General features: G+C 65.0%; 23 protein-coding genes and 2 pseudogenes. 5 read left to right on the top strand and 20 right to left on the bottom strand.

What is annotated here, in order from left to right:
• Window positions 1-129 precede the first annotated feature (129 nt).
• A complete protein-coding gene (locus tag GR303_RS25595) occupies window positions 130-402 on the top strand; it encodes a protein tyrosine phosphatase family protein (protein WP_425515149.1) in 273 nt (90 codons plus the stop codon).
• 57 nt (window positions 403-459) lie between these two features.
• Here the strand turns inward: GR303_RS25595 and GR303_RS23340 are convergent, their stop codons facing one another.
• The 6 genes and pseudogenes from GR303_RS23340 to dsbD all read right to left on the bottom strand — a co-directional run bounded on the left by GR303_RS23340 (window position 460) and on the right by dsbD (window position 6,062).
• Window positions 460-1,503: a L,D-transpeptidase family protein gene (locus GR303_RS23340; RefSeq protein WP_246205872.1), complete on the bottom strand. Its 1,044-nt coding sequence runs from the start codon at window positions 1,501-1,503 to the stop codon at window positions 460-462.
• A 69-nt stretch (window positions 1,504-1,572) separates the two neighbouring features.
• Window positions 1,573-2,274 carry a DsbA family protein gene (locus tag GR303_RS23335; protein ID WP_161726709.1) on the bottom strand — a complete coding sequence of 234 codons (702 nt, stop codon included), beginning with the start codon at window positions 2,272-2,274 and terminating at the stop codon, window positions 1,573-1,575.
• Between the two features lie 51 nt (window positions 2,275-2,325).
• Window positions 2,326-2,991 (bottom strand): annotated as a pseudogene (locus GR303_RS23330) (L,D-transpeptidase); the annotation flags it as partial.
• Window positions 2,992-3,042: 51 nt separating this feature from the next.
• Window positions 3,043-3,672 (bottom strand): DsbA family protein, encoded by a 630-nt coding sequence (locus tag GR303_RS23325; protein WP_161726713.1) that lies wholly within the window; start codon window positions 3,670-3,672, stop codon window positions 3,043-3,045.
• A gap of 39 nt (window positions 3,673-3,711) precedes the next feature.
• Window positions 3,712-4,212 (bottom strand): thioredoxin family protein, encoded by a 501-nt coding sequence (locus GR303_RS23320; RefSeq protein WP_161726714.1) that lies wholly within the window; start codon window positions 4,210-4,212, stop codon window positions 3,712-3,714.
• Window positions 4,212-6,062 (bottom strand): protein-disulfide reductase DsbD, encoded by a 1,851-nt coding sequence (gene dsbD, locus GR303_RS23315; protein ID WP_161726715.1) that lies wholly within the window; start codon window positions 6,060-6,062, stop codon window positions 4,212-4,214. Before dsbD ends, GR303_RS23320 begins: the two co-directional genes overlap by 1 nt.
• Window positions 6,063-6,158: 96 nt before the next feature.
• Here dsbD and GR303_RS23310 point away from each other — a divergent pair, with 96 nt between their 5' ends.
• Both GR303_RS23310 and GR303_RS23305 read left to right on the top strand, forming a co-directional pair.
• Entirely contained in the window at window positions 6,159-6,818 is a 660-nt protein-coding gene (locus GR303_RS23310) for a response regulator (protein ID WP_161726716.1), read from the top strand.
• 1 nt (window position 6,819) lies between these two features.
• Window positions 6,820-8,211, top strand: coding sequence for an ATP-binding protein (locus GR303_RS23305; protein ID WP_161726717.1), 1,392 nt, complete (start codon window positions 6,820-6,822; stop codon window positions 8,209-8,211).
• Window positions 8,212-8,486: 275 nt separating this feature from the next.
• Here GR303_RS23305 and GR303_RS25030 read toward each other — a convergent pair whose 3' ends face one another.
• Window positions 8,487-8,807, bottom strand: a complete 321-nt coding sequence (locus tag GR303_RS25030) for a transposase (RefSeq protein WP_343038506.1) — start codon at window positions 8,805-8,807, stop codon at window positions 8,487-8,489.
• Window positions 8,808-8,854: 47 nt separating this feature from the next.
• Window positions 8,855-8,962, bottom strand: a pseudogene (locus tag GR303_RS25025) (transposase); the annotation flags it as partial.
• Window positions 8,963-9,232: 270 nt separating this feature from the next.
• Between GR303_RS25025 and GR303_RS23290 the strand changes: the two are divergent.
• Window positions 9,233-9,625 (top strand): EF-hand domain-containing protein, encoded by a 393-nt coding sequence (locus tag GR303_RS23290; protein ID WP_161726718.1) that lies wholly within the window; start codon window positions 9,233-9,235, stop codon window positions 9,623-9,625.
• Between the two features lie 87 nt (window positions 9,626-9,712).
• Here GR303_RS23290 and GR303_RS23285 read toward each other — a convergent pair whose 3' ends face one another.
• Complete coding sequence (locus tag GR303_RS23285) at window positions 9,713-11,167, bottom strand: multicopper oxidase family protein (RefSeq protein ID WP_161726719.1); 1,455 nt, start codon at window positions 11,165-11,167, stop codon at window positions 9,713-9,715.
• 325 nt (window positions 11,168-11,492) lie between these two features.
• On the opposite strand from GR303_RS23285, the gene GR303_RS23280 reads away from it, so the two are divergent.
• The gene (locus GR303_RS23280) at window positions 11,493-12,293 is read left to right on the top strand and encodes a TlpA disulfide reductase family protein (RefSeq protein ID WP_161726720.1); all 801 of its coding nucleotides are present in this window, start codon (window positions 11,493-11,495) and stop codon (window positions 12,291-12,293) included.
• Window positions 12,294-12,303: 10 nt separating this feature from the next.
• Here the strand turns inward: GR303_RS23280 and GR303_RS23275 are convergent, their stop codons facing one another.
• From GR303_RS23275 to GR303_RS23225, 11 genes are all read right to left on the bottom strand, one after another.
• Entirely contained in the window at window positions 12,304-12,924 is a 621-nt protein-coding gene (locus GR303_RS23275; RefSeq protein WP_161726721.1) for a class I SAM-dependent methyltransferase, read from the bottom strand.
• 36 nt (window positions 12,925-12,960) lie between these two features.
• A complete protein-coding gene (locus GR303_RS23270) occupies window positions 12,961-13,350 on the bottom strand; it encodes a rhodanese-like domain-containing protein (protein WP_161726722.1) in 390 nt (129 codons plus the stop codon).
• Window positions 13,351-13,361: 11 nt separating this feature from the next.
• The gene (locus GR303_RS23265; RefSeq protein WP_161726723.1) at window positions 13,362-14,273 is read right to left on the bottom strand and encodes an MBL fold metallo-hydrolase; all 912 of its coding nucleotides are present in this window, start codon (window positions 14,271-14,273) and stop codon (window positions 13,362-13,364) included.
• Between the two features lie 66 nt (window positions 14,274-14,339).
• Entirely contained in the window at window positions 14,340-14,798 is a 459-nt protein-coding gene (locus GR303_RS23260) for a YeeE/YedE family protein (RefSeq protein ID WP_161726725.1), read from the bottom strand.
• A 3-nt stretch (window positions 14,799-14,801) separates the two neighbouring features.
• Window positions 14,802-15,227, bottom strand: coding sequence for a YeeE/YedE family protein (locus GR303_RS23255; RefSeq protein ID WP_161726727.1), 426 nt, complete (start codon window positions 15,225-15,227; stop codon window positions 14,802-14,804).
• 12 nt (window positions 15,228-15,239) lie between these two features.
• On the bottom strand, window positions 15,240-15,575 hold the full coding sequence (locus GR303_RS23250; RefSeq protein ID WP_161726728.1) for an ArsR/SmtB family transcription factor: 336 nt from the start codon (window positions 15,573-15,575) through the stop codon (window positions 15,240-15,242).
• Between the two features lie 346 nt (window positions 15,576-15,921).
• Window positions 15,922-17,898, bottom strand: coding sequence for a Fe(3+)-hydroxamate ABC transporter permease FhuB (fhuB, locus tag GR303_RS23245; protein ID WP_201752469.1), 1,977 nt, complete (start codon window positions 17,896-17,898; stop codon window positions 15,922-15,924).
• Window positions 17,899-17,990: 92 nt separating this feature from the next.
• Complete coding sequence (locus GR303_RS23240; RefSeq protein ID WP_161726732.1) at window positions 17,991-18,890, bottom strand: ABC transporter substrate-binding protein; 900 nt, start codon at window positions 18,888-18,890, stop codon at window positions 17,991-17,993.
• 9 nt (window positions 18,891-18,899) lie between these two features.
• Window positions 18,900-19,700: an ABC transporter ATP-binding protein gene (locus GR303_RS23235; RefSeq protein ID WP_201752205.1), complete on the bottom strand. Its 801-nt coding sequence runs from the start codon at window positions 19,698-19,700 to the stop codon at window positions 18,900-18,902.
• Complete coding sequence (locus tag GR303_RS23230; protein ID WP_246205874.1) at window positions 19,693-20,478, bottom strand: siderophore ferric iron reductase; 786 nt, start codon at window positions 20,476-20,478, stop codon at window positions 19,693-19,695. The genes GR303_RS23235 and GR303_RS23230 overlap by 8 nt, the downstream gene beginning before the upstream one ends.
• 71 nt (window positions 20,479-20,549) lie before the next feature.
• A partial coding sequence (locus GR303_RS23225) for a TonB-dependent siderophore receptor (protein ID WP_210253393.1) occupies window positions 20,550-22,330 on the bottom strand: 1,781 nt, incomplete at its 5' end.

Here is a 22,330-nt window from a genome sequence, read left to right as displayed (position 1 = left end):
GTCTCGGAGACTGATCACGATCGCTGGAACGAGTGATCACGGCCCTCTGGAAACCATGATCACGATGCCCTGGAACGGATGATCACGATCATCTGGAATCCGTGATCACGATCGTCTGGAACGCGCAGCCTGGGCCTCGCGTACCATCACATTCCGGCCGTTTCAGGCCAGATTGCAGACGCCCAGGTCGAGGCGTTCAGGACGGCCCTCGGCGGGGCGGAGAAGCCCGCCCTCGCCTTCTGCCGCACCGGCACGCGCTCGACCACCCTGTGGGCGTTGGCGGCCAGCGACCGTCTCTCAGCCAACGAGATCCTACAGACGACCTTGGAGGCGGGGTACAATCTGGAAGCCTTGCGGCCCCAGCTGGAGGCCGCCTCCGGCAAACGCTCGTCCAACACCTGAACCGGCCTGATCAAAGTCTTTCCCTGGAAGTCATCAGCGGGACGGCGGCAGGGTTGATCACGGGAGCCGCTCAGTTTCGGGGTCGTGTTGAACGGTGCCGGCCGCCCACGCGGACATGGCCCCTGCAGGCGTGACCTTCGGTTCGGCCAAGGCTGTTTCCGGGCGGCTGACCTCCACCGACCCCGAGGTCAGCGCCTGCAGACGGGCTGGTCCCGAGCGGCGCAGGATCTCCCGGAACGATGGGTGCATTGATCCATCAAGATAGGTGTAAGAAACGGCGGCCCGCCCCGAGGCGATGATCTTCCCGATCCGTGTCTCGTCGCTTGCCTGCTTGGCCGCCACCATCATCGCGGCTTCTGCCTCGACCGTGTACGCGGGGCAGGCAGCCCCGGCGTCGAACCGAGCACCGGGACTGTTGGGGCTGGCATTGAACACGTAGCGTCGGCCGCAGCTGGCGACCTTCGGCGGCCGGCGAGTTGTCTCGAAGTGGTCCGAGCCCTCCTTGAGGTTGCGCCAGAACGCGATGTGCGGGCTGGCCCGGTGCTCGGCCAGGTTCTTCGGCGTCATGCGGAAGGGAAAGGACTGGACCTGAAAGCCCTCCTGCCCGCCCTTGATGGCCTCCCGCGCCAGGACGAAGAGCTCGGCGGCGCCATCGTCCGTCATGGCGAAGCAGCCCGAGGACGAGCAGGCGCCGTGGATCATCAGCGCGGATCCCGTCCGGCCGAGGGCCCGGTCCAGCTCGTTCGGGAAGCCGAGATCGAAGGACAGGTAGTAGGCGGAGTTCGGGTTCATCTGGCCCACACGCACGGTGTAGAACCCCTCCGGCGTCTGCCGGTCGCCCTCCTTCATATTCGGCCCGAGCTGCCCCGACCAGCGGCAGACCGGATAGGTCATGAGAAGCGCGTACTGGCCTGATCTGTCGCGTTTCCAGACCTCCAGCTCCGCCTCCTTTTTGAAGACGCGGATGAGGATGGGATCGGAGACCGACATCGCCTTCGCCTGCATGCTGGCCACCAGCTTCGGCGGCACCGGTTGGAGGTGTTTCTGATCACCAACCTTCACGCAGCCCGCCAGGGCCGCGACAAGGATCACTCCGCTCAAAACCCACGCGCTGAGTTCATCCGCATTCTACGAAGCTTTCGTTGTTGAAACTTGATCGGACGCGCCGCGTCAGGCCGGGCAGACGGCCTCGCCGCATCGGTCGAGAGCGGCGACGATCCTGCCGATGGTCTTCGAGCCGGGATAGCCGAGCACGCCGATCCCGCCGGCCACGAACGACGGCGTCGCCGCCAGGCCGAGATTGGCCGCGAGCTGGATCTGTTCGCGCAGCATCCCGCCGACCTTCTCGCTGTCGGCCACGGGCTCGATCTGGCGGCGCGGGACACCCAGGTCTTCGGCGACCTTGAGCGCCCGTGTCCCGTCGTTCGTGCCCGGCATGGCGAACAGGTGATGGTGGAACTCGTAAGTCACAGCTGGTCCCTTCAGCAGGAAAAGCGCCAATTCGACCTTGGCGGCCTGCATCGACCCGAGGGACAGGATGGCGTTGTTGATCAATCCGAGGCGCAGTTCCGGCCTCTTCTTCACCAGAAGGTGCAGGTCCTTCGCCGCCACACGGCAATAGGGGCAGTTGTAGTCGTGAAACTCGTAGAGCGTGACCGCCGTGCTCTTGGAGCCGACCCAGATCACGCCGGGCAGATGCTCGATCTCGCCGGTCAGCTCGACCGGCAGGCGCGCGTTGGCCACGGGCTTGCCGTCGTCGCCTTTCAGCGGGTGCCAGCCCTCCCCGCTTTGGGCCCGGGCAGCGGTCAAAGATGAAGGTGCCAGGAGGGCCAGCGCGGCGCCCTGGATCATCCGGCGTCTGTCGAAATCCATGGTGTCATTCCAATCAGGTTTGATGTCGCTGCGAAAGCCGAGTGGCCATCACAGAACGACGACCTTGGCGCCGGCCGGGACGCGGCTGTAGAGGTCGATCACGTCCTGGTTCATCATGCGGATGCAACCCGAGGAGACGGCCTGCCCGATGGTCTCGGGCTCGTTGGTGCCGTGGATGCGGTAGAGCGTGTCCTTGCCGTCCTTGAACAGGTACAGGGCGCGGGCGCCGAGCGGGTTGTCGGTGCCGCCTTCCATCCCGCTGGCCCATTTCTTGTAGCGCTCCGGCTCGCGCTTGATCATGTCGGGCGTTGGTGTCCAGCGCGGCCACTGCGCCTTGCGCTGGACGGTCGCCGTGCCCTTGAACTCCAGCCCCTCCTTGCCGACGCCGACGCCGTAGCGCAGGGCCTTGCCGCCCTCCTGCACGAGGTAGATGAAGCGGGCGTTCGTATCGACCACGATGGTGCCCGGCTTCTCGGTGGTCGCGTAATCCACGAGCTGACGCACGTTGCGCGACTTGAGCGCACGAGGATCGACGCCCGGCACCGGATGCTTGTCGGTGGTCACGGCGGCATAGCGCTCGGCCGTGACGGGATCGACAGCCGGGGCCGCGGCAACCGGTGGAGGCGGTGCGGCCGTGGTGTTGCAGGCGGCCAGGGTAGCCGGCAGGATGAGTGCGAGAAGACGGATCAGGCCTGCCGGCCCTGCGAGCTTGAACATGGATGTCCTGTGAGCGAGTGAGATCGGAAAGGGAGGGGGCGCGGATGCGGGTTACTGCTTGCCCTGGGCGCGGGCGTCGGCGACCGCCTTGCGGAACTGCTCGTACGTGAGCGCCCCGGATGCCTTGAATGGGCCGATCAGGTAGACCGGCGTTCCCGTCAGCCCGAGTGCGTCGGCTTGATCGAGGTTGCGCTGAATCAGACCCTGGATCTCGGCGCTGTGCTGCTTCAGGTCCGCGTTCAGCCGTTCCATGTCGACGCCGGACTTCTGGACCGCCTCGGTCATCCTCTCCTTGCTGATCCGCATGCCGGGAATGCCCATCAGGGCGTGATGCACCTGCTCGTACTTGCCTTGGTGCTTGGCCGCCAGCGCGAGCTGCGCGCCATGGATGGAGGCCGGCGTGAGAATGGGCCAGTCCTTGTAGACCAAGCGGATCTTGCCGTCGGTCTTGACGAGCTTCTCAAGGTCCGGCGCCGACTTCTTGCAGAAGGGGCAGTTGTAATCGAGGAAAGCCACGACGGTGACATCGCCCTTGGGATTGCCGCCGACGGGCGCCTGCGGATCGTTCAGGATCGCGTCGACCGAGATGTCCTGGGCCAGAGTCGGAGCGGCGGGCACGACGAAAGCGACAGCCAACGCCGCCAAAACGGCAGCGAAGAGAGACTTTGTCAGGAAGGGCATTGTTGACTCCTTAGAATTTGGCGAGGGGCGGTCGCTGGCCTAGAGCCCTGCGAGGTTGATCGTGTCGAGGAAGAGGTTGGCGTCGACAGCCCCGGTGAGGCGGGTCCTGGGGATCTCCCGACCGTCCTTGGGATTGAGGAAGACCATGGTTGGCGGGCCTGGCGCCCGCAGGTGTTCCATGAGCGCCCGGTTGCCCGCATCGAAAGCGGTCACGTCCGCACGCACCAGGGCGATGGCCTCAAGCCGCGTCTTAATGACGGGATTGGAGAAGACCCGCCGGTCGATGCTCTTGCAGATCGGGCACCACTCCGCCGTGAAGTACGCCAGCACCGGCTTCCTCCAAGCGCGGGCGCGCCTGACCGCGGCATCGAACGCCTCTCGTGTCGTGACATGGGCGAAGGCCAGTTCCGCGGCCTGCGCTCTGGCCGTCGGCGGCAGGAGCGCCAGGCCTGAAGACAGGGCTGCGAACCTCAGGAATGTCCGGCGGGGCCATGCGTCGGACTGTGTGGAGGCGCGGGAACGGGAGGATCCGGCAACCATCACGGGCCTGCCGCCGTAAGCTTCCGAAGGAAGCTGTCCGCATCAATCGTGCCGATGCTCCGGGCCGGGGCGAGTTCCTGTCCCGTCTTCGGATCGAGGAACAGGATCGTCGGCGGCCCGACCACGCCGAAGCGCCGCATCAGCGTGCGGCTGGCCTCGTTGTAGTCCGTCACGTCGGCGCGGATGAAGGGGATGTCCTTGAGCCTTGCCTGCACGGTGGGATCGGCAAAGACGGCGCGGTCGATCTCCTTGCAGGTCACGCACCACTCGGCGGTGAAGTCGACGAGGATCGGCTTGCCCTGCGCCCGGGCCGTTTCAACTGCGGCGTCAAACTCCGCCGGCATGGTGACGCGGGTGGAGGCAAGCGCAGTGACCGCTGCAGGCGCCGAGCCACGCGCCAGGGTGGCGAGCGGCTGCAATGGATCCGTCGCCCCGGATGCGGCGCCCACCACCAGCGTTCCACCATAGAGCACCGCCGCAATGCCCGCTGCCTTGGCGATCCGGCGGACCGCGCAGCCGGGCGCCGGGTCGAAGGCGCCGAGGAACACGCCGGCCCCGATGGCAAGCAGTGCCCAGAGCGCCAGCGACACCTGCGGCGCGATGCGCGAGACCATCGCGATGGCGACGCCGAGGAAGACGACGCCGAAGGCCTGCTTGACCCGCACCAGCCAGAGACCGGATTTCGGCAGGGCCTTGGCCCCGATGGTGCCGTACACGATCAGCGGCAGGCCCATGCCGAGGCCCAGCATGAACAGGGCGGCCGCGCCACGCATCATGTCACCCGTCTGCGAGACGTAGAGCAGAGCCCCGGCCAGCGGCGGCGTCACGCAGGGGCCGACGATCAGGGCCGAGGTGAAGCCGAGGGCCGCCGCGCCGGGGAGCGAGCCGCCCATCCCGGAGGTCCGGCCCGAGATGAAGCTGGTCCAGGAACTGGGAAGCTGGAGCTCGAACAGGCCGAACATCGACAGTGCGAGAACAACGAACAGCACGCTCATCGCGCCCAGCGCCCAGGGCGTCTGCAGGGCGGCTTGCAGGTTCTGCCCGGACCAGGCCGCGGCGATGCCGAGCAGGCCATAGGCCGCCGCCATCGCGAGCACGTAGGTGGCCGAGAGCGCGAAGCCCCGACCGGCTGAAAGCTGGCCCCCGCTGCGGGCGAGCATGCCCGACAGGATCGGGATCATCGGCAGCACGCAGGGCGTGAAGGTCAGCAGCAGGCCGAAGCCGAGGAAGGTCGCCAGGACCGACACCAGGCTGCCGCTCATCCAGGCGTCGTTTTGCGAGACCGTCTGCGGCATCGCCGACGCGACCGGGGCGGACACAGCGCTCTCGACCGGCTGCGAGAGGCCGGTCGGCACGGTGCCCCAACGCGATCCGCCGTCCGAAGCCGTCACGCTCCGTTGCGCCGTCACCGGGAGCGTCGCGAGCTCGATGGCCTTCGTCTCGGGGGGATAGCAGATGCCGAGCTTCTCGGCGCAGCCTTGGTAGGTGACATGGATTGTCCGCGGCGAGCCGGCGGCGGCCAGGGCGCCGGCCGACACGGTCGCGCGGGCCGCATCGTGGTAAACCTCCGTCTCGCCGAAGGTGGGATCGTCTTTCTTCTGGCCGGGGCTGGTCTCAACCGGGAGCGGCTGGGCGTCGCCCGGGGAGGCCGAGACGATCACTTTGTCGCGATACAGGTACATGTCCGGGGCAATCGCCCAGTCGAGGATGATGCCTCCATCGGCGCTCTTCGAGGCGCTGAGCCTGAACACCTCGTCCGGGCTCGGGATGTTGAACTGCGCCCCCGCTCCGGCCGAACCGAGAACGAGCGCAGCAAGCGCGAACAAAATTCGGATAAGATTGTGGGACAAGCGAATCCTCGCGACCAGGACAACTCCTCCCAAACTCCCGGCCAACCTTAAGGCAGCCTTAAGGGGAGCGGGTCACAGAGCCCGCGGAGGTGCTCGATGCGTATTCTTGTGGTTGAAGACGATGCGGTGCTGCTCGACGGGCTGAAGGTTGGCCTTGGCCTTCACGGCTTCACGGTCGATGCGGTGGCGTCCTGCGGCGACGCCCGCGCCGCGCTCGCCACGGCCGAGTTCGACGCTCTTGTTCTTGACCTGATGCTGCCGGACGGCTCCGGGCTCGACATCCTGCGCGAGCTGCGTCGGCGCCAGGACGCGACGCCGGTTTTGCTGCTGACCGCAAAAGACACCGTGGCCGACCGGATCGGCGGCCTCGACAGCGGCGCGGACGATTATCTCGGCAAGCCCTTCGACCTCGACGAGGTCGCCGCCCGCCTGCGCGCCATCTCCCGCCGGGCCGCCGGGCGGGCGACGCCGACCCTGTCCTGGAACGGGATTGAACTCGATCCCGGCCGCCGCACCGTCGAGATCGACGGAAATCCGGTTGTCCTCTCCCGCCGCGAGTTCTCGATCCTGGAAGCCCTCATCAAGCATCCCGGCACGGTGCTGTCGAAGGACCAGCTCGCCGACCGGCTCTACGGCTGGGAGGAGGACGTGGAGAGCAACGCGGTCGAGGTCCACGTCCATCACCTGCGCGTCAAGATCGGACGCGACGCCATCGAGACCGTGCGCGGCCTCGGCTACCGGCTCCGGAGCGCCTGACATGAGCTCGATCCGCACCCGCCTCTTCATCATTCTCATTGCCGCCACGACCCTGATCTGGCTGTTCGCGACGGCCTGGATCTATCTCGATACCAAGCGCCAGCTGCAGCATGTGCTCGACACCCGCCTCATGGAGGCGGCCCGCATGGTTGGCTCGCTGGTCACCAGCGGCGAGATCGCGCTGTCGGCCCGCGCCGGCGAAGCCCCGGCCTCCATCCCGCTTCCGGAGCCAACGCATGTGGGCTACGAGCGCCAGCTCTCGTGCCAGATCTGGTCGTTCGATGGGCGCTTGATCGGCCGCTCCAGCGGCGCCCCTGAGACCGCGCTGTCGAACGAGACCAGCGGGTTCTCGGAGCAGGAGGTCGGTGGCGAGCCGTGGCGGGTCTATGCCTTCGCCGACCGGGATCGCGGCATCCGCGTGCTGGTCGGCGACCGGCTCGGATTGCGCGACCGCCTCGTCACCGACCTCGTCCGGGGACTTGTTCTGCCGGCCATCGTGGTGGTCCCGCTGCTCGCCTTCCTGATCTGGGCCAGCGTCGGGCGCGGGCTGCGGCCCCTGCGCCGCCTGACGCAGAGCCTCAAGGCGCGCGGCCCCGAGGACCTGAGCGCAATCAACGTCGGCAATCCACCGTCGGAGATCCGTCCTGTGGTCGATGCCCTTAACGGCCTGTTCGGCAAGGTTGCGGCGGCCCGCGAGCACGAACGCAGCTTCACGGCCTTTGCGGCCCACGAGCTGCGCACACCCCTGGCTGGTCTTCGCACCCAGGTCCAGGTGGCCCTGGCGGCGAGGGATCCGGAGATCCGCGAAGGGGCCCTGAAGCAAACGCTGGTGGCCGTCGACCGCACCAGCCGGCTCGTGCGCCAGTTGCTGGCGATGTCAGCCCTCGATGCTGCGGCGGAGGATGGCGAGGCGCAGGAGATCGTGGTCGGTCCGGCCATTGAGGAGGCCACGGCGAGCCGAACCCCAGGCAAGACCGGCATACGGGTGGAGATCGACCTGACGCTCCACCAGACGACCGTCCGGATGAACCGGGAGCTATTCCATCTTGTCGTGCGCAACCTCCATGAGAATGCTGTTCAGCACTCTCCCGAGGGCGGTCTCGTGCGGTGGCTCCTTGATGGAGATACACGCCCGCCCTCGATCACCGTCGAGGACGAGGGGCCGGGCATTCCGGAGGACGAGATCAATCATGTGACCGACCGCTTCTTCCGCGGCCGCCATCGCAGCCCCGTCGGCAGCGGTCTCGGCCTCGCCATCGTCGACACAGCCCTTAAGCGTGCGAACGCCTCTTTCGTGCTCCGCAACCGGCAGGATCGCCCTGGGCTGCGGGCAGGGTTTGGGGTGTTCCTGTCCAAAGCTCCCGCGGGCAAACTCAGCATACGCAGCCCCTAAGAGGCTGGTGAGCAATTATCTTTCCTTTCGCGTGAGGCGACGCAGCAGGATGCGGCTCATGGCGAGATAAAGCAGCATCTCGCCGGTCTCGATCAGGCGTTCGTAGTCCTTGGCCAGCCGCCGGTTGGTGGTCAACCAGGCGATGGTGCGCTCAATGGTCTAATCACAAATGACAAGTTCTGCCTAACGCGCACTGTGCGGCTTCAGCTCAGCTGGCCATGGGCGCGCCATCGGCTCCGGAGGGCTTTGGCGCCCCAACTCACTGATGAGGTCACTCACCAGGGAGGACAGCATGCGAGGTCAGCGGGCTGCACCTTGTTCTTCAGCAGGTTGCCTTGGGTGTCGACGAGCAGATGACGCTTGCGGCCCTTGATCTTCTTACCACCGTCATAGCCGTGCGGTCCGCCCATCTCAGTGGTCTTGACCGACTGGCTGTCGATGATCGCCGCTGTCGGTTGGGACGAGCGACCGATCGTGCGGCGATAGCTCTCTCGCAGCGCCTGAGTGATGTGCTCCCAGGTGCCATCCCCGCGCCACTGGGCGTAGTGGTAGAAGACAGCAGTCCGGGGCGGATACTCGTGCGGCAGCTTCGCCACTGCGCCCCGGTGCGCAGCAAATAGAAGATCGCATCGACGATGCGCCGGAGCGGATAGGTCTGCCGCCGTCCGGCCGGATGGCTGCGGGGGATGAGCGGCTCGAGCAGCGCCCATTCGGCTTCACTGAGATCGCTGGCGTAAGAACAGACAGCCATGGCACGGGCTCCTCAAACGTGAAACAGCCCGTATCCGCAGCCGCGGCCCAGCACCGAACCTATGGTGAATCAATGACTTGCATCGAGCAATAAAATTGCTCACCAGCCTCTTAGTGAGGTCTCGGAAGCTATCGCCGGGACGAAGTGGCGGCGATGCTGTCCGGATCTCTGAGACGAGGGTGCTTGCTCCTGGGGGAGAATGGCCGGCCTCTCAGCATAGTGCTTTGGCCAGCGTCTCCCGGACAGGCGATCCGATCCAAGGAGGATGTCATGAGGTTGGCTGCACGACCACGCGTCTTTGCCTTCACTGCCATTGCCGTCACGGGTGTGATTGCGGCAGCCACTGCACAACCGGCTGCGGCCGATCAGGACCGTCCTAACACGCCGGTCGCGCAGGCAATGCCGCCGTCCGGCATGGGTCAGGGCTCAGGAGCGCAGTCGAGTCAGCCCGGCATGGGTCAGGGGATGATGGGCGGAAGGCCTATGGCAGGTATGCGCGGACACATGCAGAAGCTCATGTTCGCCATCGCTGACACGAACAGTGATGGCGGCCTTTCCTTCGACGAGGTGACGGCCATCCACAGGCGGATCTTCGATCAGGTCGATGCCAACAGGGACGGCAGGGTGACACCCGAGGAGGTGCAGGCATTCATGCGGGAGTAGGCGTGATCCCTTGCTTCAAAGGGGCAGCCCCTACTCGCTATGAATGCCTTTCGGCCATAGCAAGGTGTTGACAAAACTGACCGCTCATCACCGGACGACGAACTGTCCCATCATTCCGTTGTCCTCGTGTTCAAGGATGTGGCAGTGATACATGAACGGCGCTGCCACGGCAGGCTGCGTAAACCGCACAAGAAGCTCGACCGGCTCCTGCGCCACGACCGTGTCCCTGAGGCCCTGATCGCGAGGCCCCGGGGCCGCACCGCTCCGGCTTAGCACCTCGAAATGCACGCCGTGGATGTGGAAGGGGTGGGCCATCATCTCGCCCGAAACCTCCCAGATCTCCACGTCGCCGAGCCTGACCTCCTCGTCGATCCGCTCCATGTCGTACGGGCGGCCGTTGATGCCGTGCATGCCCATGCCGCCGCCCATCATGCCGCCCATGCCCATCGTCATGGCGAAGCGCCGCCGGCGAACGGCGCGTGACGGATCCAGACGCTCATGAGCCACGAGACGCTCCGGCACCTTCACTCCAGGCGCCTCCCCACCCTGAGGCTCGAACCTGAGGACGGGTTCCCGTCCACGGCCAATGAGGTCCGCGGCACGGGCCAGCATGCCCATCACCATGGGTGCATTGGTATCTGGCCCTGCTTCAAGTGCGATGGCTCGCCCGTCCGCGAAGTCGACGAGAATTTCGGCCCGCTCGCCCGGCGCAAGGCTCAGGGACCGCAGCTCGACCGGCCTCTCAAGTAAGCCGCCCTCCGAAGCGATCCAATGGAACGCCCGATCGTCCGCGAACGCGAGATCATAGAACCGAGCGTTTGAACCGTTCACCAGGCGAAGCCGAACCAGCCGGCGCGGCACGCGGGCTACCGGATTGGCGGTTCCGTTGACCAGCAGCGTGTCACCCCGCCGTCCGTGCATGAGCGTCATCATTCCCTCGGGAAGGATAAGCCGGCCGCTCTCGAACTGCCGGTCCTGCAACACCAGGGGCAGGTCATCGACGCCGTACTCCGACGGCAGTGCGAGGGCCTTCTCGTCGTCATCCGTGACGAGCAGGAGGCCTGCGAGGCCGGCATAGACCTGCTCCGCCGTGCGGCCATGCACGTGCGAGTGATACCAGAGGGTCGCCGCGGGCTGGCGGATGGGAAGCACCGGCCGCCATGTGGCACCCGGGCGGATCATCTGGTGGGGTCCGCCATCGAGCTCCCCGGGAATGAGCAGGCCGTGCCAATGGACGCTGGTTTCCTCGTCGAGTGCGTTCGTGACGGCGATCTCCACGTCGTCGCCACGGTGGACGCGCAGCGTCGGGCCAAGATAGCTCCCGTTGTAGCCGAGCGTCCGGCTCTCCTTTCCTGGGAAGAACGAGGTGCGGCCGGCTTGCGCCCTGAGCGAGATCGACCGGCCCTGGCTGCGAGCATCGATAAGCTCGGGAATCCGCAGTTCCTGCGGCTCGGCAGCCGCTACTCGCCACGTGGATGAGGCAGCAAAGGCGGTGCCTCCAGCCAGGGCGGCACCGGCCAGGAAAGAGCGGCGCGTGAGCATCGTAGATTGTCCCTCCTCAGGACAAGGTGAAATGACCAAAACAGATCCAAATATATTAGCTTTATCTTAATTAGCAAGCACTTATAATGCCAACTCGCCCAACTTGTGCGGCACCGTGCACGGTCAGCAGTGCGTCCAAGCGCGAAACTGGCGAACTCAGACATCTCCGCTTGTTCCTCCTGTGCCGTCTCTCAGAGAAAGCCGGGCCTGTGCCATATCGAGAACACCTGCCTCCCCGTCAGGATGTTCCCGATGCAGGAAACGCAGCCCTCAATCGGGGCTATCCTTAAGGCTGCCTTAAGCTGGATCCCGGACCAGCCACCTCATGCAAGCAGTTTCCATTGGTCCCCTCGTGTTCGCCGGTGATCGCCTTGCAGCAATTGTCGGCATCGGTGTTTTCATGGTCGCAACGTCGATCATGTCCTCCCGCCTGGATCCCCGCATCGGGCGCTGGTCGACCTGGGCTCTCATTGGAGGCTTCGCCGCAGCACGGCTCGGCCATGTGATCGGGAACGCGACCAGCTTCACGGCGGAGCCCTGGCGGATCCTTGCGGTGTGGCAGGGCGGCTTCTCGTGGCCATGGGCCGCTGGATCGGTCGCCGCTGTGTCGGTGGTCCTGCTGCGGACGCGCCGTACCGCCATTGGGGCGGTGGTCAGTCTCGCCATAGCGCTGTTCGCCTGGAACGTCGTGTGGCAACTGACCAATGCCACGCCTTCGACACCGATGCCGGATGTCGTTTTGGAGAACATCAAGGGAGGCGACACGCCCCTGACGTCCTTCAGCGGAAAGCCCGTCGTGCTGAACCTGTGGGCGAGCTGGTGTCCGCCCTGTCGGCGCGAAATGCCGATGATGGCAGAGATGGCGGCGAGCCGGCCTGAGGTCACGTTCCTGTTCGTGAACCAGGGCGAGCGGCGAGCGGCCATCGAGAGCTTTCTCTCCGGCCAGACGCTCACGCTGCCGAACGTCCTTCTCGATCCGCGTCAGGAGGTGGCACGCCACTACGCGATGCCGGGCCTCCCGGTGACCCTTTTCCTCGGGCCGGACGGGAAGCTCCGCTCCCTGCATGTTGGCGAGATTTCCCGGGAGGCATTGATGAGCGCGATCAGCCGATTGCTGGCGCAGTAGCCAACGTCGCTCAAGCTGGCTTACGTGCAACCAGATCGACAAGAGCCGACACGCCGCGATGCCCGGCCCCCTCCTCAATGATACTGTCATGCTCCCGCAGATGGAGGATCTCGAACCCGGAGAAGGCCTCTCGCAGCATGGCTTCCGTGTACATGTTCTCCGCGTGAGGCGGACCGCCGGTCCCATACTGGAGTTGCTCCGGCCGGTAGCCCTGCAGGAGAAGCAATCCTCCGGGAACGAGCGTGCGGCGAATGCCCCGGAAGATCGACTCGCGCAGCTTCGGATCCGCAAACTGGATGAAGATGGCGGCCACCACGTCGAAGCTGTTCTCCGTCCACCCCCAGGTTGCCAAATCCGCCTGAACGAAGGTCACCTCGACACCCCGGCTTGCCGCAAGCCGATGCGCCTTCTCAAGGGCGATGGCAGAGAAGTCGACGGCCGTGACGTGCAGCCCCTGCTCGGCAAGCCAGACGCTATTGCGGCCTTCTCCGTCCGCTACAGCCAGCGCCCGCGACCCGGGCCCCAGGAGATGCCGCTGGTTGGCGAGGAACGTGTTGGGGCTCGTGCCGAACAGGTAGCTGTCGCCGGCATATCGCGCATTCCATCGGTCTTGGTCGCTTTGGTCGCTCATGAGATCTCCTTGCCCGGCCTGAGGTGACTTGGGGTTTTACTCGCCGTCCTGGATTGGCGCACCGGCCTGCCTGAGGGCCGCAAAGCCACCGGCAACATGCGCCACGTTCTCGATGCCCATCTCCTTCAGGGTTTTCGCCGCGAGCGCCGAGCGGTTGCCGGAGCCGCAGTAGAGCACCAGGCGCTTGCCACCGCCCAGTTCCGGCTTGTGCGAGGCGCTGGTGGGATCGGCCTGGAACTCCAGGAAGCCGCGGGGTACGTGCACCGCCCCCTGAACCGTGCCGGTCTTCTGCAGCTCCTCGCCTTCCCTGACGTCCACCAGCACCACGTTGGGGTCTCCGACGAGCTTCGCAGCCTCCTCGGCCGACAGGGTCTCAACCGTTTTGTTGGCCTCGGCCACTAGGTCCTTTGCAGTCTTTGTCATCATGATCGTCTCCTTCATTCGTCCCAAGGAGCGCCGCCGATGGCGTCGAGGGGGATCTTGAGGTAGCGCTTGCCGTTGCTTTCCGGCTCCGGCAGACGACCACCGCGGATGTTCACCTGCAGCGAGTGCAGGATCAGCTTGGGCATCGGCAGCTCCCGGTCGCGCGCCTCGCGCAGGGCCACGAACTCCTCCTCCGTCTTGGCTTTCACGAGATGCATGTTCTCGCGCTTCTGCTGTCCGACTGTGCTCTCCCATTGCGCCTCACGCCCGCCGGGCTGGTAGTCGTGCCCAGTGAACAGGCGCGTCTCGTGAGGCAGTGCCATGATGCGCTGGATGCTCTGCCACAACACACGTGCCGAGCCCCCGGGGAAGTCGGCGCGGGCGGTGCCACTGTCCGGCATGAAGATCGTGTCGTGAATGAAGGCGGCGTCACCGACAGCGTAAGCAATGGACGCAAGCGTGTGACCGGGGGTGAACATCACCTCCGCGTCCAGGTTGCCGATCCTGAAGCGCTCGCCATCGGCAAAGAGCCTGTCCCATTGCGAGCCGTCGGCCGGGAAGCTGTCGGGCCAGTTGTAGATGCCCTTCCAGAGCTTCTGCACCTCGACCACCCTCTCGCCGATGGCGGTGGGCACGCCGGTCTTGTCCTTGAGGTAGCCAGCCGCCGAGAAGTGGTCGGCGTGCGGATGCGTGTCGAGGATCCACTCCAGGGTGTAGCCCTCGCGCTCAACGTGGGCGAGGAGTTCGTCGGCCTGGATCGTGGCGGTCGCGCCGGACTTCGGGTCAAAGTCGAGCACCGGGTCGATGATGGCACACTTCTTCGTCTCGGGATCGGCGACCACGTACTGCACGCTGCCGGTGCGCTTCTCGTAGAAGCCCTTCACGATAGGTCGGCCGTGCAAGGGCGATGAAGTCTGGGCGGACATGACGCTTGCTCCTGCTCTCAAGGGATGACGCAGTGTTTGAAGGCTGGAATGGCCGGCGTTCGAGCCTCAGCCATCCACGCGGGTGGCCTCACGCCGGAAGGTGACCTGCGGCCAGTCGGCGGGCACGAGGCGGAAGACCGCCATGCCAACGATCATGGCGGCGACGAACACGAACACCTGCCACGGGCCTAAGGTCAGGCCGACCAGAGCCGGTCCCGGGCACAGACCGACCAAGCCCCAGCCGATGCCGAACAGGGCGGCCCCGCCGATCAGGCGCGGATCGAGGTCGCGCCGGGTTGGGATCTCCAGGCGCGGCGCCAGCACCGGCACGCCGTGGCGTTTGGCGACGAGATAGCCCAGCGCCGACACCACGACGGCGCCGCCCATGACGAGCGCGAGGCTCGGGTCCCAGTTGCCGAAGATGTCGAGGAAGCCGAGCACCTTGGCCGGGTTGATCATTTGCGAGACAATCAGCCCGAGGCCGAAGAGAAGACCAGCGGCGAAGGCGGAAACGATCAGGGGCATGGCTTACATCCCGATGACGTGACGGGTGATGAAAACGGTGGTGATGGCGGTGGCCATGAATACCGCGGTGGCCGCCAGCGAGCGCGGCGACCCGCGTCCGATGCCGCAAACGCCGTGGCCGCTGGTGCAGCCCCCACCGAGGCGGGTACCAAAGCCGACGATTAGCCCCGCCGCGATCAACAGCGGCAAGGAGGCGTCGAGCGCGACCGGCGGCAGGGCACCGCCAAAGGCGACATAGACCAGCGGCGCAACGAACAGGCCGGCCAGAAACGCCATGCGCCAGCCGATCTCGCTGCGGGTCGGATGAAGCAGTCCGCCGAGGATGCCGCTGATGCCGGCGATGCGCCCGTTCAACACGAGGAACAGGGCGGCGGATGCGCCGATCAGGAGACCGCCGATCAGAGCCCTGACAGGGGTGAAGTTTTCCATGGCGACCTCCAATCAGCGGGACTTTCTGACCGTAGTTGGCTTGCAATAGAGCTCGTAGAGCACGCCGAAGAGCTGCTCGATGCGGGGATCGGCGATGCGGTACCAGATCGTCTGGCTCTCGCGCCGGGTGGCGACGATGCCTTCATCCCGCATCTTGGCGAGATGCTGCGACAGGGCCGATTGCGACAGGCCCACCGCCTCGGTAAGCGTGGTGACATTGGCCTCGCCCCACTCCACCAGCTTGCACAGGATCATCAGCCGCCGCTCGTTGGCAAGCGCCCGCAGGATGTCCGCAACCTCGGTCGCCTTCTGTTCAAATGTTCCAAGGTCGAGTTCCAAACGGGACATAGGCATACCTGCGCTCTATAAGAGAGAGCTAATTTAGTATATCCTGATAAATACGCAAGGGGTCCATCGAAGCCATTTGAGCCCGATTGTAAATCAGCATCAAATACGGACCCTTGAGCCGACTGCCGTTACGCACATGCCATTGCTAGCGAGTTCGTAGCATCGGCTGGGTCATCACCGGCGCCGATCGTGACCCCACCGGAGTTCCATTTTGTGTTGCCAAACTCAGGCGTTGCACTCCCATTGAGAGGGGTCAAAGCTTTGGTGCTGAGTCACAGGATCGACGTGATCGTGCGGCTGCGCAGGTGCTCTGGCACATCCGCCTAAGATCTTTGTGGGTCGGACGCTACGTTCCCGTAGCCTTGCGGGAGAGCACCTGGCTTCGGGTGAGAAGCAGGATGAAGTAGACGCCGCCAAGCACCGAGGCGACCAATCCAGCTGGGAGCTGCGCCGGGTAGATCAGGATCCGAGCCAGCCAGTCCGACAGCAGCATCAGGCCCGCACCCAGGAGAGCCGAAACCGCGAGCTGGTCTCTTGCGCCTCTCGCCCCAAGCAGCGCTGCCATGTGCGGAGCCAGCAGCCCGACGAAGGCCACAGGCCCGATGATGGCGGTCACGAGCGCCGTCAGCAGTGCCGCGATCGTCAGAAGGACGACGCGCGCCCGTCCGACCGCGAGCCCCCTCGCCGCGGCAATGCCATCACCGGCCGAAATCAGAGTGAGCCAGCGATGCAGCGACAGGCTCACCCCAAGGATCATGAGCACAGCGACGAACAGAAACAGAGCATCTTCGGCCGCCACGCGATAGGTGGAGCCGTTCAGCCAGTTCAGGATCGCGAACGCCGCATCGCTCCCGGATGCAAGGAGGAACTGAACGAGCGCGTCCATCAATGCGGCGATCGAAATGCCCACGAGGGCCATGATCCCTGGCGAGAAATCATGCCGCCGACCGAGGATGATCAGCAGGAGCAGAACCATGCTGCTGCCGAAGAAGGCGCCACCGGCAGTGCTGTCGACGATGGATCCGCCCCAAAACACGACGCCTGCAACGAGGGTGAGCGTGGCGCCCTGCGACATGCCCATGATGTCGGGACTGGCGAGGGGGTTTCGGAGCAGTCGTTGCAGGATCCCTCCGGCAAGAGCCATGCCCATGCCGGCGGCGAGAGCCGCGAGCATCCGCGGCCACCGGAGTGAGAGCACGGTCTCGTTCGGCCACTCTACGGCCCATCCTGTCTGGGAGGGCGCGACCGTCAGCCCAACGGCGCCGGTCAAAGCGAACATTCCGAGCAGGATGCCGATTCTGGTCCTTCCCAGGCGCATCCTCCCCTCGATCACTCCGAAAGCAGTGTGGTCCTTGGCCTTGAGTGACCTGCGGGTCAGCAGGATCAGCGCAGGCGCGCCGATGAGTGCGGCGGAGGCGCCGCTCGGCACGATGTTGGACGTGAAGCGGCTGGCAAAGAGCGCGATGCTGTCCGTCAGCAGCAGCAACGCGGCGCCTGCCAACAGGCTGGACACCATCTCGCCGAGACTGCTCCGGGCACCCAGCCCGCGCGCGATGTTCGGGGCAAGCAGCGCAATGAAGCCGATGACGCCAACAGCCGTCACCGCACTGGCCGTCATCCAGAGGCAGACGGCCAGGAGGGCCAGTAGTGCCGGCCAGACAGGCAGCCCGCGTGCCGCCGCCCCCTCTTCGCCAAGACGCAGGAGCGTCAAGGGACGCGGTGCCAACGCCAGGAGAAGGCCTCCGATTGCGAGCCTCGGTGCAAGCCATATCACCCAGGTCCAGTCGGTCTGGGTCAGATCGCCTGTTTTCCAGATGAGAAGCCCCGTCGCAAGCTCCCGGTTGAGGAGCACCACGCCGCTGGCGATGGACAGGAGCAGGATGTTGATCGCCATGCCTGCGAGCACGATCGGCAACCCACCGATCCCGGACCGGCCTGCGATCAGCATGACCAGCCCGGTGGCAAGGATCGCTCCCGTCATGCTGAACCACTCACCATGGCTTGCGGCGAGGTTCTGATCGTAGACCGTCACGATTACCAGGGCGAGCCAAGCTCCCGACGAGGAGCCCAGGGTCATCGGCGAGACCAGCCGGTTTTGGAACGCCTGCTGGAGAACGCTGCCGACGAGGCCGAGGCTCGCGCCGATCATGACCGTGATCACGGCCCGCGGCAAAGCCGAGAACAGGAAACGCACGTCTTCGAACGAGGCAGGCTCGCCTCCGCCCAGGAGTTCCAGACGGCGAAGGAAATCGATTCCGCTTCCGAGCTCGACATGCAGGAGAAAGGTCAGGATCAATGCCAAAGCCATCAAAGCATGGCGCACAGAGGGGCTCCCGAGCGGCAGCGCTCTCCCGGACCGGATACCTACCACGGGAGGAGAAGCCGCTGGTGGCATGCGGACGTGGGATCCAGAACTCAAGGCTTCGCCTTTATAAGCGCATCGGCGAAGGCCTCGGCAAACAGCCCCACCGAGAACGGCCCGCCGAATGTCCAGGTCGGCGGGATAGAGGCGAACTGTCCGCTCCGGACGAAGGGCATGAAGGCCCACACTCGCGTCGAGAACAGATCCTTTGCCTGCGGGAACGGCTCAATGTGAATGACAAAGCCGTCCTTGACTTGGCTGAGTTCCTCGATCTTGCGCAGGGCAAATCCCCAGGTCGAAGGCGCCTGCGGAAATCCGTTCTCAATTCCGAGTGCCTCCAGCGCATACTGCGCCATCGAGTTGGCACCATGGACGCGAACGCGGGAGGTGTCGAGGAAGCTCACCGGCGTAACCTTCGGCAGCCGGCCCTGGAAGCGATCGGCCACTTTTCTTTTGAGAGCCGAGAGCCGTTGATCGAGTTCATCAAGGCGCCGCTGCGCGAGTTCCTCCCGGCCGAAGAGCCCGGCCAGATCCTTGTAGATCTCGCGCGAGGCCAGATAGTTGTTGTGATCCTGCTTGAACGGATCGAAGTGCAGAACGCGCGCAATGGCCTCAAGCTTGTCGACGAACATCTTTTGCTGGTCGCTGGCGAGGATCAGGTCGGGCTTGAGTTCTGCAATCTTCTCGAGGTTGGGCTCCTGCCTGGTGCCGACATCGCCCACCCCGTCCGGGAGATGCGGATGCACCACCCAGGTTCTGTAGCCCTTGATATCGGCAATCGCCGCGGGTGTGACATCGAGTTCGAGCACCTGCTCGACGAGCTCCCAGCTCAATACGACGACCCGTTCCGGAGGCTTGGCGAAGTCATGCGATCCGCGGCTATCCGCAATGGTCACGGCCGCAGCGGGGCCCGCGAGGGACATCAGGAATGCCAATATGGCGGCGAGCTTCATCACGAAATCCTATCGGTTCACGACCGCGATCTTCGTCGCGGCCAAAGGATGATCGACGAGATGGATGTCGATGTCGTAGAGGGCTGACAGCACAGCGGATGACAGCAGGGCCTCGCTCGAGCCGTCGAAGGCCACCTCGCCGCGCTTGAGGGCAATGATCCGGTCCGCATAGCGGGTGGCGAGATTGACGTCGTGGAGCACGACGACGACGCCCTTGCCTTCATCGCGGTTCAGACCCGAGAGCAGCGCCATCAGGTCATACTGGTGCGCCAAATCGAGAGCCGATGTGGGCTCATCCAGCAGCAGGAACGGCGATTGCTGCGCAAGCAGCATGGCAACCCAGGCGCGCTGACGCTCGCCGCCGGACAGGTGATCGACCAATGTCTCCGCATAGGCCTCGACATGGGTGAGCGCCATCGCCTCTTCGACGGCATGCCGATCTTCACTGCGCCAGCGCCCGAGGGCGCCGCGCCAGGCGAAGCGGCCCAGATAGACGAGCTCCCGGACCGTCAGACCGGCAACGTTCGCCAACCGTTGCGGCAGGTAGGCGACGGTGCGGGCCAGATCCCGCTGGGACAGGCGATGCAAAGGCATGCCGTCGAGGCTGATCGTGCCCTCGTCGGGCTTTGCCTGGCGCGCAAGAACATTCATCAGCGTCGACTTGCCCGAGCCATTGTGGCCGAGGATGACGGTCAGGTCCGAGCGCGCGATCGACAGGCGCTCGGCCAGGAGAACGCGACGCGAGCCATGACTGACGCGCACACCGTCGACCTCGATCATGTTCACGGTTGGAAGGATAGCGCTAGGCATGATGCTCCCAATAATCCTTCTGCCGCTGCAGGCGCATGTCCCGGCTCTGCTGCGTCGGGCAGGATTCGCAGATCGCCCCGTCGGCGCAGAGATAGGCCATGCAGCAGGCCTTGCGCTCCAGGATCAGCTGCTCACGGCCGTCGGAGAGCGTAATCGGACTGAGTGCGCTCATGGACTCAAGGCCAGCAGCCTCAAGCCAGGCGCAAGCGCAGTCCTGCAGCTCCTCGTTCCCGAGACTTGGGTCGTGCCGTCCAATGCGGAGGAGGAGACCGAGGATCCTGTCCGCCAGGAGACGTTTCGCCGTGATCTGTTTCACGGTGGCGAATTCCTGCTTGTGGGCTTCCTTGGCGAGGCGGCTCATATCGGCGATCAGGCTTTCCGCAAGCTCCCGAAGCTGGCAGCCTGCCTCGCGGACCAGGTGCTTTCTTGCCCCCCGGATGCAATGGGGAGACGGCAGGCGAAACCCGCCGACACCGCCCTGCCTGAGGCATTGGCTCATGCAGCCCACTTTCGGCAGCAGGGCGAAGTGGTGAACGGCCAGAAGAGCGATGGCGACCGGCTGCCAATTGAGATGGTTCCAGCAGCTCGCAGACCAGAAGGCCGCTCCGGCCTCCGGGTTGGTCTCCCTGATGACGGCGTAAAGCTGCCGCAACGTGGCGGCATTGTCCGCACCGGGTGACACCCAGCCGGCAGCATGATCTCCCACCTCACCCTGGAGGATGGGGACGAGACCTGTTGCGGCCGAAAACAGATTGTCGAGGTCCGCTGTGTCAACCATGGCGTTCAAGCCGCTCTCATCAGATGACCCTTGGCCCGCCAGCCTTCCTAGAGAGGCTGGCGGGCGCTTGCTCAGAACTTGCCGCTCACCCTCAGGCTCACGGTCCGGCGCTCACCGTAGAAGCAGTCGCCGCGGCTGAGACATGTCGTGAGATAGGTTTCGTCAGCGATGTTCTGGACGTTGAGTTTCGCGGAGTAGCGCTCGGTCTCGTAGCCGATCTGGGCGTCGAAGAGGGTGTAGGACGGGGTGACGTAGTTGTCGCGCCCGTCGAGGCTCTCGCCGACATAGCGTACGCCGATCCCAGCGACGAAACCCTGAAGCGCACCCTCGCGCGGACGGTAGGTCACCCATGCGGAGGCCTGATGCTCGGGAACGCTGGCGAGCGCGAAACCGGTCGCCTCGTCCTCAGTTTCGAGATGGGTGTAGCCTGCGAGAAGCTCGAAATCGTGGAATGCGGTCTGGATATCGAGCTCGACGCCCCGGATGGAGGCCTCCCCGGTCTGAAGAAAATTCGGCCGGCCGGGACCGAAATCAGGATTGATCACCTGCCGGTTCTTCTGCGTCAGATCGAACACGGCGGCCGTCAGAAGGGTCGGCGTTCCTGGAAGCTGGTATTTGATGCCTGCCTCGATCTGCTCCCCTTCCACCGGAACATAGGTAAAGCCGAAGCTGTCAGGAGCCACCGGATCAAACGACGTGGAATAGCTCACATAAGGCGCGATGCCGGAGTCGAACTTGTAGAGGATGCCGGCGCTGCCGGAGAACTTGTCGGCTTCCGTTCCGGGCAATGACGAGCCGCGGGTGGTCTGCGAATAGCTGTCGTGCCGCGCTCCGAGCGAGATGAACAGCCTGTCGTTGATCGCCATCCGATCGATGGCATAGAAGCCGATCTGCTCGATATCCTGCGCGGGATTGTTGGTGCGTGTGAAGGCCGGGATCGCGGCACCGTAGCGCGGCGTGATCAGGTCGATGGCCGGCATCACGCCACCACCGGTATCGCTGTCGATCGTGGCGTTCTGGTAGTCAAAACCGAACGCCGCCTGATGCCTGATGAAGCCTGTCTCGAAGTCCGCCTTCAGCCGTGCGTCGCTGACAAAGGACTCGGCCTCGTTGCGGGCGGAATAAAGGGTCCGGCTCCGGGACCGGCCGTCTGCTTCGTATGTAACGCCGAAAGCAGGCCAGATCTGGTCGTAAGCGCCCGAGCTGATGGAATAGCGGGCGCGCGCATCGAAACTGAAGATGCTGTTGAACCGATGCTCCAGGATACCGGTGACGGCCGCACCCTCGACGATATACTTGTCGAAACCTGGCTCACCGAAGAACTGGCCTGTTCCGATGAAGTCCCCGCTCGGTGTCGGCAGCAGGCTTCCCTGGATCGGCACGAAGCGCGATGTCGGCTGCCCGACGTCCTTCTGGAAGTTGCCCAAGACCGTAAGCCGCGTCTCCGTCGTCGGCTGCCATGTGAACGACGGCGCCAGCACGATGCTGTCGTCCTCGGAATAGTCGACCTGCGTGTCGCTGTCACGGCCGATGCCGATGATCCGGTACTGTATGGTGGCTCCCGGATCGATCGGTCCGGTCAGGTCGAAGCCGAGCTGCTTGCGATTGAAGGTGCCGTACTCGACGAAGACTTCGTTGCTGCGCACCGTCTCGGGCATCTTGCTGTTCAGATTGACGACGCCACCCGTCGCGTTCGAGCCATAGAGGACCGAAGCAGGCCCCTTGGGTGCCGTCTTGGATGTGGTGGACTTTTGAGAGGGTGGCGTAGTCTCCGGGTGTTGCAACCCACACACCGGGATTCGGGCGTTGGAGCGCCGCGATCCCGCGGGAGACCACGCCATGACGGACCATA

The sequence above is a fragment of the Microvirga arsenatis genome, from assembly GCF_009910705.1.
Classification (GTDB): domain Bacteria; phylum Pseudomonadota; class Alphaproteobacteria; order Rhizobiales; family Beijerinckiaceae; genus Microvirga; species Microvirga arsenatis.
This window is presented reverse-complemented; position numbering and strand designations above follow the sequence as displayed.

Bases quoted from the DNA above. Each gene is read 5' to 3' on its own strand.
- GR303_RS23335 (WP_161726709.1), bottom strand. From the start codon at position 2,274: ATGGATTTCGACAGACGCCGGATGATCCAGGGCGCCGCGCTGGCCCTC.
- GR303_RS23325 (WP_161726713.1), bottom strand. From the start codon at position 3,672: ATGCCCTTCCTGACAAAGTCTCTCTTCGCTGCCGTTTTGGCGGCGTTG.
- GR303_RS23320 (WP_161726714.1), bottom strand. From the start codon at position 4,212: ATGGTTGCCGGATCCTCCCGTTCCCGCGCCTCCACACAGTCCGACGCA.
- GR303_RS23310 (WP_161726716.1), top strand. From the start codon at position 6,159: ATGCGTATTCTTGTGGTTGAAGACGATGCGGTGCTGCTCGACGGGCTG.
- GR303_RS23305 (WP_161726717.1), top strand. From the start codon at position 6,820: ATGAGCTCGATCCGCACCCGCCTCTTCATCATTCTCATTGCCGCCACG.
- GR303_RS23290 (WP_161726718.1), top strand. From the start codon at position 9,233: ATGAGGTTGGCTGCACGACCACGCGTCTTTGCCTTCACTGCCATTGCC.
- GR303_RS23285 (WP_161726719.1), bottom strand. From the start codon at position 11,167: ATGCTCACGCGCCGCTCTTTCCTGGCCGGTGCCGCCCTGGCTGGAGGC.
- GR303_RS23280 (WP_161726720.1), top strand. From the start codon at position 11,493: ATGCAAGCAGTTTCCATTGGTCCCCTCGTGTTCGCCGGTGATCGCCTT.
- GR303_RS23275 (WP_161726721.1), bottom strand. From the start codon at position 12,924: ATGAGCGACCAAAGCGACCAAGACCGATGGAATGCGCGATATGCCGGC.
- GR303_RS23270 (WP_161726722.1), bottom strand. From the start codon at position 13,350: ATGATGACAAAGACTGCAAAGGACCTAGTGGCCGAGGCCAACAAAACG.
- GR303_RS23265 (WP_161726723.1), bottom strand. From the start codon at position 14,273: ATGTCCGCCCAGACTTCATCGCCCTTGCACGGCCGACCTATCGTGAAG.
- GR303_RS23260 (WP_161726725.1), bottom strand. From the start codon at position 14,798: ATGCCCCTGATCGTTTCCGCCTTCGCCGCTGGTCTTCTCTTCGGCCTC.
- GR303_RS23255 (WP_161726727.1), bottom strand. From the start codon at position 15,227: ATGGAAAACTTCACCCCTGTCAGGGCTCTGATCGGCGGTCTCCTGATC.
- GR303_RS23250 (WP_161726728.1), bottom strand. From the start codon at position 15,575: ATGTCCCGTTTGGAACTCGACCTTGGAACATTTGAACAGAAGGCGACC.
- GR303_RS23240 (WP_161726732.1), bottom strand. From the start codon at position 18,890: ATGAAGCTCGCCGCCATATTGGCATTCCTGATGTCCCTCGCGGGCCCC.
- GR303_RS23235 (WP_201752205.1), bottom strand. From the start codon at position 19,700: ATGCCTAGCGCTATCCTTCCAACCGTGAACATGATCGAGGTCGACGGT.
- GR303_RS23230 (WP_246205874.1), bottom strand. From the start codon at position 20,478: ATGGTTGACACAGCGGACCTCGACAATCTGTTTTCGGCCGCAACAGGT.